The following is a 17,594-nucleotide window of genomic DNA, read 5'->3' on the forward strand; positions in this document are numbered from 1 at the left end:
AAAGGAGGATAGCAACCAGGCAGCTTCAAGGAAGGAAGACGTTGTATGTGCAGTCAATTTCATTCAATCAAAAGGAGAATCTCGTAATGAACAGGAAGCTTTTGGCAGCATTGAGCTTTGTCGCCCTCGCAGGGACCGCGGCCTTTGCCGGTACCGAAGCAGGGAGCGGCGTGCCCGGATCGATTCACGACATGACCATCTACGGCGCCTACGGGAGCGGCGACCCGGAAGTCCAGCAGGGACGCGTCTGTGCATACTGCCACACCCCGCACCACGCCATAACGGAAGGGAATGACTACCTCCCCCTCTGGTCCCACACGGTGACCACACAGACCTTTACCCCGTACGCATCCGCCACCATCGATGCCAACATCGATCCCACCACCATGATGGAAGGCCCGAGCAAGCTGTGCATGAGCTGCCACGACGGCTCCGTGGCGGTGGACACCCACTACGCCTTCACCGGCGGAAAGAAGCTGCAGCAGGACGACAACCTCTTCTCCACCCCGGCGGTGGGGGAAAAGGGGAATCTCTCCAACGACCATCCGATCGGCTTCATCTATGACGACGCCGACGGCGGTATCGCCAAGGGGCCTGAGACCGGCAACCCTAATCTTGAGGACCACGTCCAAGGGAAAGACGAGTGGATCCGCAACAAGAACGCCACCTATGCAGGAAGCGGCCTGAAGATTGCCGATCGTCTCTGGGCCAGCGCGAGCCAGGGGGGAAAACCGATCATGACCTGCGCGACCTGCCACGACGTCCACAACAAGAAAAACAAGGACAAGGCGGGCTCCACCAACTATCTCCTTCTTGCCACCAACGAAGGTTCCGCGCTCTGCCTCTCCTGCCACATCAAGTAGTGAGCCGGAATGGGATCCGCGAGCCTGGCCGCTCGCGTCGTCCCGTGAAGCAGCGAAAAAAATACTTCCAAAGGAGAGATACATGTTGAGAAAAGTAGGGTTACTACTGACCCTCGCGCTCGCGGTACCGAGCTTTGCCCAGGCCTGGACGGTCACGGGAAAGATCAGTTCGGGGCTGGGGTCATTGCAGGCAGGTGCCGGGTCCGTCGGTTTTGGGACCTATTCCACTGGCACCCCACGGGTCTATTCCATCACCAAGACCGGGAACACGCCGCGCATCGGCTACTTCAAGTCGACCGCCGCGTCCCAGAGCTTCACCGTGGCACCGGCGACAGGGTACTCCCTGTCTCAGGTCGCCGTCGACGGTGTGAAAGTCGACCCGGTAAACGGCGCCTACGTGGTTGCCGCCGGAGCCCCGGCGAAAAACCACACCCTCGTCGTCTACTACACCGCGACCACGTACACAGTATCCGTCGTACAGCCGGGACATGGCGTGGTGACGCTTCAGGCACTTTCATCCGATCCGGTGCCCAGGCCGATCGGCTCCATCAGCAAAGGCTCCATCAGCGGCCTCAAGTCGGGCGCTAAGGTGAGGATTACCGCCGCGCCGAATGCCGATTACAAGATCGTTAAGGACATAAACGGCAACGCCGTCACCGGCGTCTTCGAAGGGGAGGCGCGCACCTACGATGTCACCGTCACCGGCGACGCCACCTATAACCAGATCGGGTTCGGCCTGGTAGCGACCATAAAGGCGGCACCGTACGCTGATAACTACAGTGGCGTGGTAGACAGCCCCGTCCCCATCACCATCACCGCCGCCAGCATCACCAACGACGGCCCCGCCACCTACCAGTTCAGCGCCAATGGCGGTACTCTGGCACCGGTTGCCAACCACCCGGAAAAGAGACTCTTTACGCCTACGGCCACCACCGGCGTGAGCGTCACAGTGACGGCTACCAGCGCCTCCGGCGCCAGCGATTCGAAGGTCCTGAGCTTCAATGTGAAGAGCGCCGATCAGGCTTCCATCGACGCCTGCACCGGTTGCCACTACAACCGCAACCCCCAGTTCGCCACCACTGCACCGCACAAGGATTTCACCGGCACCTGCGTCTCCTGCCACGTCACGGCGCACTCGGCGACTCGCACCCACGTAAGCGCCCCCGCCTCTTCGTGCATCGTGTGCCACGACGCCGTCCAGACGAAGTTCAGCACCAGCCTGCACGGTACCCGCCCCGGCAAGGGTACCTTCTACAATGACGGCCTTGGCGACCCCAACGCCACCCCGCTGCAGCTCGGCTTCGGCAACTACGTCGACACCCCCTACTCGGAGATCCCCTGCGCCAGCTGCCACAATGCGCAGGCCACGACCGTCGACGGGGTAGACACCTGGACCGCAGCCTCCTGCGTCGACTGCCACACCCCCGCAACCCCCGCAACGGCCGTTTCCCCCATGACCTGCTACGGCTGCCACAGCCGCCAAGCATATGAAGGAAGCCCGCAAGGGTTCGGTCTCTCCGACGTACACTTCGCAGCGGGTATGAGCTGCGCCGCCTGCCACTCCTCCAGCGACATGCACGGCGACGGCACGGCAAAAACCAGCCTCCTCTCCCCGGGCGCCATCACCGCGGCCTGCGCCAACTGCCACGGGCTGAACAAGGCTCAGGGCCCGATCAGCAACATCCCGGAGCACGTCCAGCACATGGCGGACATCGACTGCTCCACCTGCCACATCCAGTCCGTGGTCGCCTGCTACAACTGCCACTTCGACAACGAAGGGATCAAGGACGGCAGCGTGACCCACCAGAAGTTCGCCAGCGCGCGCTTCGGCGGGCAGGGCGACAAGTCGTGGCGCTTCCTCGTGAACCGCGTCATGCCGGACGGCAAGACGAAGGTGTATCCCGGCTCCATGCAGAGCCTCATGGCCGACCAGACTGCAAAAGGTAGCAGCGCGGACGACGGCCAGGGTGTGACGTTTGTCTCCATCGCTCCGTACTACAGCCACTCCATCACCAGAACCGGCGCGCTCAGGTGCGTATCGTGCCATGGCACCGCCACCGCCACGAACCTTGCCGCGGGCGTTCCCGTCGACGTCGTGAAGTGGAAAGCGGCAGCAGGTGTCGCGGTAGCAGATCTGAGCACCGCATGGCAAGGGCCGAAAGGGGTAATCCCGGTCCCGCAGAACGTGAGCCTCCTGAAGTTCGACTTCGTTGACCTCGTGGATCCGAAAGGAACCTGGATGCCTGAGCAGATGAACGTGGCGAGCCCGCGCGTCCTCTTCAAGCGTGGCGCCGACGCGGTGCACATGCCGGACGAGTTCGTCAAGCCTCTTACCGATGCACAGATGGATGCGCTCTCCAGACCGTTCACCAGCGGCGCAACCACCCTTGCCACAGCACACACCGAGGCGAATCTGGCGGCACAAGGTTCCTGCGCGAACTGCCACACCAGCGTCACCCCGGCCCACAACGGCGGCTCTTCCCTCCAGAAGGCCCAGTACATCAGCACCGCCTCCTTGCCGGTCTCCTGCGCCGAATGCCACGCCGATACGGCAGCGAACAAGACCGCCCTCCCGCAGTATGCCGGGTCCGCCCACGGCAATACCGCTGGCGAAGCGTGGATTCACTTCGACTGGCGCAGCGCCAACCGCTCTGCCTGCGCCCGCTGCCACAACGGCACCGCATTCGTGGAGAAGCTTGGAAACGAGAACAACATCGCTAACGTCTTTCAGGCAAGCGATGTCCTCAAGCCCGCTGAGACCCTCGCATGCTCCGCCTGCCACACCGACGTCGCCACCGGCGCACTGCGCGATGCGGCTCCGGAGTTCACCATCAACATGACGAACACCACTGCCACCTTCAACGTTGCCGGAGCTTCCGCCCTCTGTGCCCGCTGCCACAGCGGTCGCGAAACGGGTAACAGCATCAAGGCCGATACAAACACCACCGGCATCCGCGTCTTCGTCGACCCCCACTACCAGCCGGCTGCCGCCACCCTGTACAACAAGGGGTATGACTTCGGTCTGAACGACGATCTCGGCGCTCACAAGAACCTCGGCGCCACCGGCCAGGGCCCCTGCGTAACCTGCCACATGCCCGGCAAGAACCACAGCTTTGCCGCTGCCGCTTGTATCACCTGCCACGACGGGACGAAGGCCCGGACCCTGGACGCAGCGCAGCTGAAAGCAGATTACGATGCCGCCCTCAACAACCTGAAGCTCGCGCTTGCCGCCAAGGGGATCCACTACGGGCCGGTACACCCCTTCTTCTTCACCGCACCGTACGTGGAAGGCGGTGCTAACACTCCCGTCACAGACTGGGCGGCGGCATACGGCGCCGCAAACTGGAAGCACACCATGGGTGCGGCTTACAACTACAACCTGCTCTGGAGCGAGAAGGGCGCCTATGCCCACAACTACAGCTACGCGATGAAGCTCATAAACGATTCCATCGACTTCATAAGCGACGGCGCGCTCGGCCTGTAACGACGAAGAAACTGCAATCCAGCAGTCAGAGATGCAAATCAAATAATGACCGATCGCCCAGCGATCTCGAAAAGGAGAGAATTAATGGAAGAGAAAAAAGAAGGTCTGTCCCGGCGCAGTTTCCTCAGCAACACGGCAGTGGGTGCCATTGGCCTTGCCGCCGTCGGCTTCACTGCGGGGTCTCTGGTCAATCCCCGTGAGGCCGAGGCTGCCACCCCGTCGATAGGTACGGCTGATTTCCCGCTCCCGACCGTCGCAATTGACGTTGAAAAGGTTCGGCAGTACGGCTACTACTGCTACAAAAGCTATAGTGGCTGCGGCCTCGGCTCCGCGCGCGCTCTGCTCGCAGGCATCCTCGATGCCCACACCAGGGGAGGCACCGACCCCAAGCGCTGGGTCGACGTCCCCCTCAATCTTTACGCCTGGTGCAACGGTGGCGGAGCTGGCGGCTGGGGCACACTGTGCGGCGCGATCGCCGGCTCCGCCGGGGTGCTGAACCTTATGAATCTGCACGGCACTCACGCCAGCAAGGTGTTCGAATGGTACACGAAGCAGAACTTCCCGCTGGCCGGCCTCGACAGTTACGACGGGTCAGTGGTTTTCCCGACCGCTTTCCCTGCGGAAGTAGCCGTCCCGCGTCCGATACCGGATGCCGAGGTGAAAGGGCATGCGGTGACCGACTCGCCGCTGTGCCACATCTCGGTCAGCAAGTGGCTCGCCGCAGCCCATGTGAAACTGGGGGATACGGACGGCGGGAGTCCGGCGAGAGGTCTGAAAGAAGACCGTTGCGCCAAGGTAACCGGCGATACCGCCGCCTACACGGCCGCCCTCCTGAACGAGACGATTGTGAATAAGACGAACCCGTCCGCTTGGGCCAAACCCGCCGCCATGGCCGGCTGCTTCGATTGCCATGATCCTTCCGGGACGGCAGGTCTGACGAAAAAGGATGCGCAGACGAAGATGGACTGCCTCCCCTGCCATACCGAGCCGACCTCCGGCAGGAAGTAACCGCACACTGAAATAGAACCCTTGCAATGCGCAAATTGGGCGGGCCGCGAGGCCCGCCCACGTTTCCGCTGCAATAACTTTAGGGAGAAAGTGATGTTTGGATTCGGAATGCCGCAGTTGGCAATCATACTTTTAATCGTCCTCGTCCTCTTTGGAGCCAACCGTCTGCCTGAAATAGGCGGTGCATTCGGGAAATCGCTCCGTAACTTCAAAAACGCATCCGAAGGCCGTGATATCGAGATCAAGCCCGAAGAAAACTGACCCGGCCGGTTTCTTTTTGACGAAAGAAGGTCTCACATGACTGATAGCAAAACGCTGACTTGGATTGAACACCTGACGGAGCTGAGAAAAAGGCTGATAGTCATGGTTGTGGCCTTGGTGATCGGTATGGGAGTGGCCTGGAACTTCTCCGGCGCCCTCCTCGAATTCGTTCAGCGGCCGCTGACGGGCCACACCTATCTTACAGGGATCAAGAAAGAGGTGTACCTCCAGGTAAAGGAGCTCTCCCCCGCCCTTTACGGCCATTATAAGCTCGAGCAGGAGATCGCCACCGCCCCCAAAAGGCACCTTCTCAACTACAGCGCACCGCTGGAACCGTTCTTCGTCCAGTGCAAGCTTTCCATGATGGCCGGGTTGATACTGGTCTTACCGGTGATCTTTCATCAGGTGTGGCTTTTCATTGCGCCGGGACTCACCGCCAGGGAACGCCGCATGGTGGTGCCCGTTGTCGCCGCAGCCTCCCTCGCTTTCTGTGTGGGGGCGGCGTTTTTCCTGACGGTGATCTGGCCGGTGATCATCAACTTCTCCCTCTCCTACGAGGCGGCGGGGTTGCAGGGTTGGTTCAACATCACAGCCTACATCAACTTCTGCCTACGCCTGATTCTGGTCTTCGGCCTGATCTTCGAGCTTCCCGTCCTCACCCTGGTACTCACGCGCTTTGGACTGGTCAGCTACCAGCTTTTAGCCCCCAAGCGGAAATACGCCCTTTTGGCGAGTTCCATCGTCGCCGCCTTTCACGCGGACCTGATCACCATGTTCGTGATCATGATCCCCATGTACCTGATGTACGAGATCAGCATTTGGACCGCGTTGATCTTTGGTAAAAGGGAGAAACTCGCGCCTGTGCCTGTTCCTGCCTGAGCGGATGACTGTAGCATCTTTTGCTGTTGTGCAAGATGGCCCCACTTTTAGAAGTGCAAATAGGAGGTAGGACATGTTTGGAATCGGCATGCCGGAAATGGTAATCGTCATGGTCATCATGTTGGTGATCTTCGGCCCGGGGAAGCTCCCCCAACTCGGTGCGTCGCTTGGTGGCGCAATCAGGAGCTTCAAGACGGCCTCGGAAGAAGAGCCGAAGGAGATCAGCTGCAAAGAAGAGTGCAAACAAGAGTGCAAAAACGAGCAGTAGGTGCTCTGAAAAAGATGAATGAACGAAAGAGCCCGTCTCTCCATGGGGAGGCGGGCTCTCTTTTTCATACCCCTTCGTACAACTCCCGGTGCCTCTTCTTTAGCTCACTATAGTGGCTGTCTTCCCGAACCTTCTGCCACATCTCGTAGAATATAGCGGCCGAAGCCGCCTTCACCTGATCTTCTTCCCGCGGCAAGTGGATGCCGTCGCTGTCGTACTTCCGTCCGGAGCGGTGATTGGCGTACCGCCTCGACCTGGTGTACCCCATCTGGAGGAACTTGCGCGCCATGTCCATCCCCACGAAATCTCCCTGAGCGCTGTACTCCAGGAAGAGCCGGTAGATCCTCTCGGCAGATTGCCTCGCGAGGTCGGGAGTCTTGAAGCGCCAGTACGGAAGAATCTCGCTCTTGTAAGGCTCCACAAGCAGCACCCCCTGCTCCCCCTTCCCGATCCGGTAAAGCTCCGGGTGCTTTCTGAAGTCGATACTGGAGAAGTCGAGGGTGTAGTCAAAAGTCATGGTTGCAGATGGGCGTCTTCACTTTGCCCCAGCCAGTGCCCGACTTTCTACGCCTACATCGAGTGCAGGCCGATGGCGTTCCCTTCCGTATCAAACACGATCGATATGAAGCCGTACTGGCCGATGGAGGTCTTGCTGCGCTGCACCTCGCCACCGGCAGACGCTACGCGCCCTTCCTCGACAGCGCAGTCATCGCAATGGAAGTAGACCAGCGTCCCGCTCCCTCCGGAGGGGCACCCTTCCATCTTCACCAGCGCACCGGACGCGCCGTACGTTCCCATGTCGGCCGGAAACGCCCACAACTCCGGTCCCGGAAATGGCGACTCCAGCCTTTGCAGCGTGATCTGAAACACCGACTCGTAGAAGCGCCGTGCGCGCTCCATGTCCTGCACATAGATTTCGAACCAGGCAATGGGATTACCTTTCATTACTGTATCTCCTGTGAATGGCCTAAGGGCATGTTTGCAACTCACCGGACCGTTGCAGTACCTCAGAATGTCGCGCCGCAACTTGCAGTGGCGTTCGCGGCTACACCTAAGGATATTTTCCACTGCTGGTCCTGCTCCTGTAAAGGGGAACCCGTACAGTTTATTTAAAAGGGATACGGAAATGGGGGGGAGGAGACGTGAGCTGACATGTAGGCCGGAATAAGCGCTAGCGTTTCCGGCATCCGCTGGGGCGCGGCTGCGTCTGTGGTGGACTGCCGGGAACGCCTGGCGGCTTATCCCGGCCTACGGTGACTCGATGGGCTCGACGTTGTCGTTGCTGCCGCAGGTTGGGGAACCGATACTTTTTTAGGATGGTTAGGGTAATGGGGGGGGGGAGACGTGAACTGACATGTAGGCCGGAATAAGCGCTAGCGTTTCCGGCATCCACTGGGGCGCGGCTGCGTCTGCGGTGGACTGCCGGGAACGCCTGGCGGCTTATCCCGGCCTACGGTGACTGGGTAGGCTCGACGTTTTCGTTGCTGCCGCAGGTTGGGGAACCGATACAGCTTGTTTAAGATGATTACGGTAATGGGGGGAGGAGACGTGAAGTGACATGTAGGCCGGAATAAGCGCTAGCGTTTCCGGCATCCCCTGGGGCGCGGCTGCGTCTGTGGTGGACTGCCGGGAACGCCTGGCGGCTTATCCCGGCCTACGGTGACTCGATAGGCTCGACGTTTTCGTTGCTGCGGCAGGTTGGGGAACCGATACAGCTTGTTTAAGATGGTTACGGTAATGGGGGGAGGAGACGTGAAGTGACATGTAGGCCGGAATAAGCGCTAGCGTTTCCGGCATCCGCTGGGGCGCGGCTGCGTCTGTGGTGGACTGCCGGGAACGCCTGGCGGCTTATCCCGGCCTACGGTGACTCGCCCCCCCCCTTCCACGGAGGGAGCTTTTATCGGAGGGACGCGTGCAGGCAAGCGATTTTGGTGGTTTGCGGCAGGGGATCGTTACGCGATGGACGCACGTGGACTGCCGGGAACGCCTCGCGGCTTATCCCGGCCTACGGTGACTCGCCAGGCGCAACGCCGGCTATGCGATGGAGGCAAGCTCGAGCCTGCCCCCCCAGCGGCGGATAAGTTCGCGGCGCAGCGTGTCGTGGCCGGGGGCGCGGAAATGGGGGTCATCCTCTACAAGGGCGAACGCCTCCGTTCTTGCCTCTTCCAGCACCCCTGCGTCGCGCAGGAGATCGGCCACCTTAAGCTCGGGAATCCCCGCCTGGCGGGTGCCGAAGAAGTCGCCGGGGCCGCGGATCTCCAGATCGGCTTCTGCGATGACGAAGCCGTCGTTGCTCTGCTCCATCACCTCGAGTCGCCTCAGGCTATCTTCGGAGACGCGGTCGCCGGTCATGAGGATGCAGCGCGAGCGGGCGCTGCCGCGCCCTACCCTGCCGCGAAGCTGGTGCAGCTGTGACAGGCCGAAACGCTCCGCGTGCTCCACCACCATGACGGTGACGTTCGGCACATCGATCCCCACCTCGATGACGGTCGTTGCCACGAGGATGTCGCTCTCGCCCGCCTTGAACGCCTTCATTACCGCTTCCTTCTCGGCCGCGGCCATCCTGCCGTGCAGGACGCCGACGCGCAAGTCAGGGAAGATCTTCGTGCTCAACTCCTCAGCCATCTGCACCGCCGCCTTCAGGTCGCTCTTCTCGGTCTCTTCCACCAGGGGATAGATGATGTAGGCCTGCCGACCCTGGCTCACCTCTTCGCGCACGACTCCGTACACCTGCTTGCGCCGCGACTCGCGCGCTACCTTCGTCTCTATCGGCGTTCTCCCCGGCGGGAGCTCATCGATAACCGAGAGCGAGAGGTCACCGAAGACGGTCATGGAGAGGGTGCGCGGTATCGGGGTGGCGGTCATGACAAGGATGTCCGGATTGATCCCTTTCCGCTTCAGAAGGGCCCGCTGCACGACGCCGAACCGGTGCTGCTCGTCGATGACCCCGAGCCCCAGCCGCCTGAACTCCACCTTCTCCTGGATCACCGCATGGGTCCCCACAACGATCTGCGTCTCTCCGGAGGCGATCTTTCCCAGCGTGTCGCTCTTCCCCTTGATGCTCCCGGTCAGAAGCGCGGTAGTCACTCCCAGGGTGTCGCAGTAGCCGCGGATGTTCAGATAGTGCTGCTCGGCGAGGAGCTCGGTGGGCGCCATAATAGCGACCTGGTAGTCGTTTTCCACCGCGATGAGCGCAGCCATGAGCGCCACAAGGGTCTTCCCGCAACCGACGTCACCCTGCACCAGCCTGTGCATCGGGTGCGGAGTCATCATGTCCTCCTTTATCTCGGTGAGGACGCGGCGCTGGGCACCGGTGAGGGAAAAAGGGAGGAGCTTCGTGAGCTCCTTCGTGTAGCGGTGGGTGACCTGGAAGCTGATCCCCTCCTCCAGCGCGATGCCGCGCTTCTTGAGGGCGAGCCCGAGCTGCAGGAAGAAGAATTCGTCAAAGGCGAGAGATCTGTGTGCCGCACCGCGCCCCTCGTTCAGCTCCGCGAGGCGAGCCGTCGCCGGATCCGGATCGTGCGATTCCTTCAGCGCCCGCGGCAGGGGGAGAAGTGCCTGGCGCTCCACGATCTCGGCGGGGAGTAGATCGGGGACGAAACGCGCGTAGTCCCGCACGACCTGGCGCATGACCTTGCGCATCACCTTCTGGGTCACCCCTTCCGTCAGCGGGTACACCGGGAGTATGCGTCCGAAGTTCTCCGGATCGCGCGCCATGACCTCGGCGAGCTCTTCCCCCTCGCCAGCCCATTCCACCTCCGGGTGGTGCATCTCGCGCTGGTAGCCGAACTGGGAGACCTCGCCGATGAAGATCCCGCGCCGCCCCGGGAGCCAATTCTTCTTCATGAAGGCAGGGTGGAAGTGGAACCACTTCAACGTGAGGCTCCCGGTTTCGTCCTTTACGATCGCCTCGAAGTAGCGCCGCCCCCCCTTCGTGGTCATCTCCTGCGCAGACTCCACGGAAGCAAAAAACGCCGCGCTGCTGCCCGGCCGGAGCGCCGCAATCCTTTGCAGCTCGCGCCGGTCCTCGTACCGGTGCGGCAGGACGTAGAGGGCGTCCTCCACCGTGCACATCCCCTTTTTGGAAAGGATGTCGGACAGCCTGGGCCCCACCCCCTTGATGACGCGTATGGGGGTGGCGAGCTCGGCGGGATGCTGGAGATCCTGCGGTTTCCGGATCATGGGCTTCTCCGCTTTTTCTTTGGGGGTGTGCAGCGAGATGCGCAGGGAGCCGTCGACGGCCTCCACGCTGAGGAGGTCTCCGGGCCTGAGGGAGAGGGAGTCCCTGATCTCCTCGGGGAGCGCGAGGGTGCCGTCTGGGGAGAGAGTGATGATCGGCATCGGAAAGGAAGGGGGAAAGAAACCGGGCGGAGGCCGATGTGGCCGCCGCCCGGGTCGGTCTTACTGGAAAATGGCGTTCAGGTCGTTGACGATGTCGTCGACGTTGATGCCGTGAGCGGCGCAACCCTGCTCGAGGGACTCGTTCTGGGCGCCCATGCAGCCGACGCAGCCGAGGTTGTACTTTTTAAGGACCTTGACCGTGTCCGGGTGCATTCTCATAACTGCGGCGAAGGTCATGTCTTTGGTTACCTGCTGGCTCATGTTATTCTCCTTTGGTAGTTGAGGCTGAAGGATAAAGAGTGAAGGCTGAGGAGGGTCTCCTCGCCGGCCTCCAATTTCCCTGCGGGGAACTTGGTTTTTCTATTCGTACCTGATTTCCAGGATCTCGTACTCCTTCAGACCGGCCGGGACGCTCACCTTCACGGTGTCGTCGAGCTTGTGGCCGATGAGGGCTTTTCCCACCGGGGAAGTACAGGAGATCTTGCCGACCTTGATGTCCGCCTCGTCCTCTCCCACGATCTTGTAGGTGATCTCTTCCTCTGTGGCGGTGTCGTACACCGTCACCGTGGCGCCGAAGACGACTTTGTCAGGCTTCAGGTTGGAAAGGTCGACGACGTAGGCGCGAGCGAGCTTGTCGCCGAGCTCGGCGATGCGCCCCTCGATGAAGGCCTGGCGGTGCTTGGCAGCGTCGTACTCTGCGTTCTCCGAGAGGTCGCCGTGCGATCTGGCCTCAGCTATGTCCTGAATAACCTTGGGACGTTCCTCCCTTATCAGGCGCTTCAGATCTTCCTGGAGTGCCTCATAGCTTTCCTTTGTCAAAGGGACGGACTGGGACATCTCTTCTACTCCTCTTGTGAAGTGGTGAAGGGCCCGAAGGCCCCTCTTTCTCGAGTAACAAACGAGAGGGGAACGCCACGTTCGCGCTCCCCCCTTTTTTAGGCTTCGTTCAGGTAGTGCTGTATCGGGTTTACTGTCAGCTTCGTCTCCGAGTTGGCAATAATGCCGTCGACCGCTGCGCGGGCGCCGGAGGCTGTGGTGTAGTAAGCGACGTTGTGTATCAGGGCATTCCTGCGAATGGAGAAGGAATCTGCTACTGCCTGTGCGCCCTGCGTTGTATTGATCACCATGCAGATTTCATTGTTCTTGATGGAGTCAACAATGTGCGGGCGGCCTTCCATCACCTTGTTTACTGTCTGCACCGGGATCCCTTCTTTCTGCAAGTAACCCGCGGTGCCGCGCGTGGCAACCAGTTGGAAGCCATGATCATACAGTCTTTTGGCGGCACTGACAATATGTTTTTTGTCACTATCCTTAACGCTGATGAATACTTTCCCCGACACCGGAAGCTTCACGCCGGCGCCGAGTTGCGCCTTCGCGTAGGCGTGCGCGAAGGTCGCGCCGATACCCATGACCTCTCCGGTAGACTTCATCTCCGGCCCGAGGATCGTGTCGACTCCCGGGAACTTCGCGAAGGGGAATACCGACTCCTTCACCGAGATGTGGGTGGGGACGATCTCCTCGGTGACACCGAGCTCGGTAAGGGTCTTCCCCGCCATGACGCGCGCCGCGATCTTCGCCAGCGGCCTGCCGGTCGCCTTGGAGACGAAGGGCGAGGTGCGGGAGGCGCGGGGGTTAACCTCCAGGATGTAGATGTCCTTCCCTTTCACCGCGTACTGCACGTTCATGAGCCCTTTTACGTTCAGCTCCAGCGCCATGATCCTCGTCTGCCGCCTGATCTCCTCCACGATCTCCTGGGAGATGGAGTACGGCGGCAGCGAGCAGGCGGAGTCGCCGGAGTGGATCCCCGCCTCCTCTATATGCTCCATGATACCGCCGATGACCGCTATCTGGCCATCGCAGAGTGCGTCGACGTCGATCTCGATCGCCTCGTCGAGGAACTGGTCGATGAGGATCGGGTGCTCGGGGGAAGCCTGCACCGCGGTGTGCATGTAGCGGCGCAGGTTATCCACATCGTACACGATCTCCATGGCGCGGCCGCCGAGGACGTAGGAGGGGCGCACTACCACCGGGTAGCCGATGCGGTTTGCCACCGCCTCCGCCTCCTCGAAGGAGCGGGCGGTGCCGTTTTGCGGCTGGCGCAGGTCGAGCTTCTGCAGCATCTCCTGGAAGCGCTCCCGGTCCTCCGCGCGGTCGATGGCGTCCGGAGAGGTGCCGATGATCGGAACCCCTGCCTTCTCCAGCGCGACGGCGAGCTTCAGCGGGGTCTGGCCGCCAAACTGCACGATGACACCGTCCGGCCTCTCCACTTCCACGATGTTCAGCACGTCCTCGAAGGTGAGGGGCTCGAAGTAGAGGCGGTCGGAGGTGTCGTAGTCGGTGGAGACCGTCTCCGGGTTGCAGTTCACCATGATCGTCTCGTAGCCGTCCTCCTCGAGGGCGAATACGCCGTGCACGCAGCAGTAGTCGAACTCGATACCCTGGCCGATGCGGTTCGGGCCGCCGCCCAGGATCATGATCTTCTTGCGCCCCGTCGGCTCCGCCTCGCACTCCTCCTCGTAGGTGGAGTAGAGGTACGGGGTGTAGGCGACGAACTCGGCGGCGCAGGTGTCGACTCGCTTGAATACCGGCTTCACGCCGGCTGCGATCCGTTTCGCGCGGACCTCCGCCTCCGGCATCTGCCAGAGCGTGGCAAGGTACTTGTCGGAGAAGCCGTAGCGCTTCGCCTCGCGCAGGAGGTCGGAAAGCTCCTCACCGGCGAGCGCGTCGAGCTTCACGCTCTTCAGCTCCTCCTCCTTCTCCACGATCTGACGGATGTTGTGCAGGAACCAGGGGTCCACCGCGGTGTGCTTGTACACCTCGTCCACAGTCATGCCGCTTCTGAGCGCGTCCGCGATGAACCAGAGGCGGTCGAAGTTCGGCACGCACAGCTTCTCCACCAGAAGGGAGCGCTCCTTGTCGGTGAGGGCGCGGCGCGTCTCCTCCGAAGGGGAGAAGAAGCGGGACTCGAAGCCGCTCGAGCCGATCTCGAGAGAGCGCAGCGCCTTTTGCAGCGACTCCTTGAAGGTGCGGCCGATGGACATGACCTCGCCCACCGATTTCATCTGGGTGGTGAGGGTCGCGTCCGCTGCGGGGAACTTCTCGAAGGTGAAGCGCGGGATCTTCGTCACCACGTAGTCGATGGTCGGCTCGAAGCAGGCCGGCGTCTCTTTCGTGATGTCGTTGGTGATCTCATCGAGGGTGTAGCCGACGGCGAGCTTCGCCGCGATCTTCGCGATCGGGAAGCCGGTCGCCTTGGAGGCAAGGGCCGAGGAGCGGGAGACGCGGGGGTTCATCTCGATGATGATCATCCGCCCGTTCTTGGGGTTCACGCCGAACTGGATGTTGGAGCCGCCGGTGTCAACGCCGATCTCGCGGATGATCTTCAGCGAGGCGTCGCGCAGGAGCTGGTACTCCTTGTCGGTGAGGGTCTGGGCCGGGGCGACGGTGATGGAGTCGCCGGTGTGCACGCCCATGGCATCGAAGTTCTCGATGGAGCAGATGATCACCACGTTGTCCGCGGTGTCCCTCATGACCTCCAGCTCGTACTCCTTCCAGCCGATGAGGGACTCCTCGACGAGGATCTCGTCGGTCGGGGAGGCGTCGATGCCCGCCATCGCCATCCGCTCGTACTCTTCCATGTTGTAGGCGATGCCGCCGCCGGTCCCGCCGAGGGTGAAGGAGGGGCGGATGATTGCCGGGAAGCCGACGTGCTTTACCACTTCCATCGCCTCGGCGTAGTTGTGGGCAAAGCCGGAGCGCGGCAGGTCGATGCCGATCTTTTGCATCGCCTCCTTGAAGAGGGTGCGGTCCTCCGCCTTCTTGATGGCGGGAAGCTTCGCGCCGATCAGTTCCACGCCCAGACGATCCAGCGTACCGTTTTCCGCCACCGCAACAGCGGTGTTCAGCGCGGTCTGCCCGCCAAGGGTCGGCAGCAGCGCGTCGGGGCGCTCCTTTTCCAGGATCGCCGCGAGGATCTCGGGGGTCACCGGCTCGATGTAGGTGGCATCGGCGAAGTCCGGGTCGGTCATGATGGTGGCGGGGTTGCTGTTCAGCAGCACCACCTGGTACCCCTCTTCCTTCAGCGCCTTGCACGCCTGGGTCCCGGAGTAGTCGAACTCGCACGCCTGCCCGATGACGATCGGCCCTGCGCCTATGATGAGGATCTTGTTGATGTCTGTACGTTTAGGCATGTGAAACCTTTCTCCTTCTTTAAGGCGGATGGCCCGCCACTGCAATGTATCTCTAGTCAGACCAGTCAGACTGGTCCGACGGGTCTGACTCGTCTGACATGTCGGATGGCCCTACTCCGGCTCGTCCTGCACCCAGCCGTTATCAAGCTCGCACTCCTCGAGAGCCTCCACCGCCTCGGCATACTCCTCCGCGGTGATCCTCCTGCCGATCCCCGGGGTCTCCGGCGCCACGTGGGCGGGGAAGTACTGGCTCATGAGCGCTATGTGCGTCTCTCTCCCCAGGTGCTCAGCGATCCATCGAAGGGTCTCGGCGCTCCCCGCCGCCCCTTCCGGGAGGACCAGGTGGCGGATGATGAGACCGCGGGTCCCGATACCATCCTCATCCGTCTCCAGGTGCCCCACCTGGGCGAGCATCTCGGCGACCGCGAGGCGGTTCAGCTCGGTGTATCCGGGGGCACCGGAGAGGCGCACCGCCTCGCTCTCCGAGGTGTACTTCATGTCGGGGAGGTAGATGTCCACGATCCCCTCCAGAAGCTTCAGGGTATCGACTCGCTCGTATCCGCTGGTGTTCCAGACGATGGGGATGGTGAAGCCATCTTGCACCGCGGCGTATAGCGCGGCCATGATCTGGGGGGTGTAGTGGGTCGGAGTAACGAAGTTTATGTTGTGCGCCCCTCGCGCCTGCAGCCCGAGCATCTTGCCGGCGAGCTCGCGCACCGACAGGTCGGTGCCGTTTCTGAGCTGGCTTATCGGGAAGTTCTGGCAGAACCGGCAGGTGAGAGTGCACCCCGAGAGGAAGATGGTGCCCGAACCGCGGCTCCCGGAGATCGGCGGCTCCTCACCCCGGTGGATGTTTGCCGAGGCGATGCGGGGACCCTTTCCGGCTCCGCATCGCCCGACCTGCCCCGCGAGGCGATCGACCCCGCAGGCATGCGGGCAGATATCGCACTTCCTTAACCGCTGATACCCCTCTCTGACCCGCTCGAGGAGTTCACCGGATTCGAACATTTCCTTGTAGCGCATGCTCCCTTCTTGGCTTGTAGTCCATGTAGGCCGGGATAAGCCGAAAGGCGTTCCCGGCAGCATTCCTGCCTTGTGCCGGAAACGCTCCGCTTATTCCGGCCTACATTTTATCGGCCTACTTCTTCTCACTCTCCATCATCTCCACGAAGCGCTTGAAGAGGTACTGCGAGTCGTGGGGGCCCGGCGAAGCTTCGGGGTGATGCTGCACCGAGAAGACCGGCAGGTTCTTGTGGAACATCCCCTCGACGGTCTGGTCGTTCAGGTTTTCGTGACCGAGGTCGCAGTGGTCCCCGACGGAGAGGATGTCGACGGCAAAGCCGTGGTTCTGGGCAGTGATCTCCACCTTGTGCGTCTTCATGTCCATGACCGGGAGGTTTGAACCGTGGTTGCCAAATTTCAGCTTCACCGTCCGCCCGCCGAGTGCGAGCCCGAGGAGCTGATGGCCGAGGCAGATGCCGAAGGTCGGCTTCTTCCCGACCACCCCTTTCAGGTTCTCGATCACCTCTTTCATCGGCTCCGGGTCGCCCGGGCCATTGGAGAGGAAGATCCCGTCCGGATTCATGGCCAGGACCGACTCCGCAGGGAAGGTGGCGGGTACCACGGTTACGTCGCAGCCGGCGGAGACGAGGCAGCGCAGGATGTTCAGCTTGATCCCGAAGTCGTATGCCACGACCTTGTACTTGAGCTGCGACTTGTCGACCTGCGGGTAGCCCCCTTCCAACTCCCAGAGACCTTCGGTCCAGTGGTACGGCGCATCGCAGGTGACGCCGGTGGCGAGGTCGAGGCCGGACATGGAGGGGATGGCGCGCGCCTTGCGCACGAGGCTTTCCGGGTCGAAGTCGATGGTGGAGATGATGCCGTTCTGGGCACCCTTGTCGCGCAGGTGGCGGGTGAGCGCGCGGGTGTCGATCCCCTGGATCCCCACGATGCCGTTCTCCTTGAGGTAGGCATCGAGGCTCATGGTCGCTCTCCAGTTGGAGTAGCAGTCCTGGTATTCCCTGACGATGAAGCCGGAAAGATAGAGCTGTTTGCTCTCGATATCCTCCGGATTGATCCCGGTGTTGCCGATCTGGGTGTAGGTCATGGTGACCATCTGCCCCTTGTAGGAGGGATCGGTCAGGACCTCCTGGTAACCTGTCATGGCCGTATTGAAGACGACCTCGCCTGACGTTTCGCCCGATGCGCCGAACGCCTCACCCTTGAAGATCCGGCCATCCGCCAGAGCCAGTACTGCTTTCATGTTTCGCTCCTGAATCTTTTTCTGTTCGATCAATCTG

General features: G+C 61.6%; 14 protein-coding genes. 6 read left to right on the forward strand and 8 right to left on the reverse strand.

The window, feature by feature from the left end:
* Window positions 1-86: 86 nt before the first annotated feature.
* The 6 genes from LPW11_RS21660 (at window position 87) to LPW11_RS21685 (ending at window position 6,763) form a co-directional block, all read left to right on the forward strand.
* The gene (locus LPW11_RS21660; protein WP_230995946.1) at window positions 87-863 is read left to right on the forward strand and encodes a cytochrome c3 family protein; all 777 of its coding nucleotides are present in this window, start codon (window positions 87-89) and stop codon (window positions 861-863) included.
* An 82-nt stretch (window positions 864-945) separates the two neighbouring features.
* Window positions 946-4,347 (forward strand): cytochrome c3 family protein, encoded by a 3,402-nt coding sequence (locus LPW11_RS21665; protein ID WP_230995947.1) that lies wholly within the window; start codon window positions 946-948, stop codon window positions 4,345-4,347.
* An 84-nt stretch (window positions 4,348-4,431) separates the two neighbouring features.
* On the forward strand, window positions 4,432-5,355 hold the full coding sequence (locus LPW11_RS21670) for a C-GCAxxG-C-C family (seleno)protein (protein ID WP_230995948.1): 924 nt from the start codon (window positions 4,432-4,434) through the stop codon (window positions 5,353-5,355).
* 93 nt (window positions 5,356-5,448) lie between these two features.
* Window positions 5,449-5,616: a twin-arginine translocase TatA/TatE family subunit gene (locus LPW11_RS21675; RefSeq protein WP_230995949.1), complete on the forward strand. Its 168-nt coding sequence runs from the start codon at window positions 5,449-5,451 to the stop codon at window positions 5,614-5,616.
* A 36-nt stretch (window positions 5,617-5,652) separates the two neighbouring features.
* Window positions 5,653-6,495 carry a twin-arginine translocase subunit TatC gene (gene tatC / locus LPW11_RS21680; protein WP_230995950.1) on the forward strand — a complete coding sequence of 281 codons (843 nt, stop codon included), beginning with the start codon at window positions 5,653-5,655 and terminating at the stop codon, window positions 6,493-6,495.
* Between the two features lie 73 nt (window positions 6,496-6,568).
* Window positions 6,569-6,763: a twin-arginine translocase TatA/TatE family subunit gene (locus tag LPW11_RS21685; RefSeq protein WP_230995951.1), complete on the forward strand. Its 195-nt coding sequence runs from the start codon at window positions 6,569-6,571 to the stop codon at window positions 6,761-6,763.
* Between the two features lie 64 nt (window positions 6,764-6,827).
* Here LPW11_RS21685 and LPW11_RS21690 read toward each other — a convergent pair whose 3' ends face one another.
* The 8 genes from LPW11_RS21690 to carA all read right to left on the reverse strand — a co-directional run bounded on the left by LPW11_RS21690 (window position 6,828) and on the right by carA (window position 17,557).
* Window positions 6,828-7,280 carry a DUF4385 domain-containing protein gene (locus LPW11_RS21690; protein ID WP_230995952.1) on the reverse strand — a complete coding sequence of 151 codons (453 nt, stop codon included), beginning with the start codon at window positions 7,278-7,280 and terminating at the stop codon, window positions 6,828-6,830.
* Between the two features lie 53 nt (window positions 7,281-7,333).
* Window positions 7,334-7,708, reverse strand: a complete 375-nt coding sequence (locus LPW11_RS21695; RefSeq protein WP_230995953.1) for a VOC family protein — start codon at window positions 7,706-7,708, stop codon at window positions 7,334-7,336.
* Between the two features lie 1,089 nt (window positions 7,709-8,797).
* Complete coding sequence (recG, locus tag LPW11_RS21700) at window positions 8,798-11,104, reverse strand: ATP-dependent DNA helicase RecG (RefSeq protein ID WP_230995954.1); 2,307 nt, start codon at window positions 11,102-11,104, stop codon at window positions 8,798-8,800.
* A gap of 60 nt (window positions 11,105-11,164) precedes the next feature.
* Entirely contained in the window at window positions 11,165-11,365 is a 201-nt protein-coding gene (locus tag LPW11_RS21705) for a DUF1858 domain-containing protein (RefSeq protein WP_230995955.1), read from the reverse strand.
* Window positions 11,366-11,464: 99 nt separating this feature from the next.
* Window positions 11,465-11,941 carry a transcription elongation factor GreA gene (gene greA, locus LPW11_RS21710; RefSeq protein ID WP_230995956.1) on the reverse strand — a complete coding sequence of 159 codons (477 nt, stop codon included), beginning with the start codon at window positions 11,939-11,941 and terminating at the stop codon, window positions 11,465-11,467.
* Window positions 11,942-12,039: 98 nt separating this feature from the next.
* Window positions 12,040-15,294 (reverse strand): carbamoyl-phosphate synthase large subunit, encoded by a 3,255-nt coding sequence (gene carB, locus LPW11_RS21715; protein ID WP_230995957.1) that lies wholly within the window; start codon window positions 15,292-15,294, stop codon window positions 12,040-12,042.
* 111 nt (window positions 15,295-15,405) lie between these two features.
* Window positions 15,406-16,317 carry a radical SAM protein gene (locus LPW11_RS21720; RefSeq protein ID WP_230995958.1) on the reverse strand — a complete coding sequence of 304 codons (912 nt, stop codon included), beginning with the start codon at window positions 16,315-16,317 and terminating at the stop codon, window positions 15,406-15,408.
* Window positions 16,318-16,432: 115 nt separating this feature from the next.
* Window positions 16,433-17,557 (reverse strand): glutamine-hydrolyzing carbamoyl-phosphate synthase small subunit, encoded by a 1,125-nt coding sequence (carA, locus tag LPW11_RS21725; protein WP_230995959.1) that lies wholly within the window; start codon window positions 17,555-17,557, stop codon window positions 16,433-16,435.
* Window positions 17,558-17,594 lie beyond the last annotated feature (37 nt).

The organism is Geomonas sp. RF6 (assembly GCF_021044625.1).
GTDB lineage: Bacteria > Desulfobacterota > Desulfuromonadia > Geobacterales > Geobacteraceae > RF6.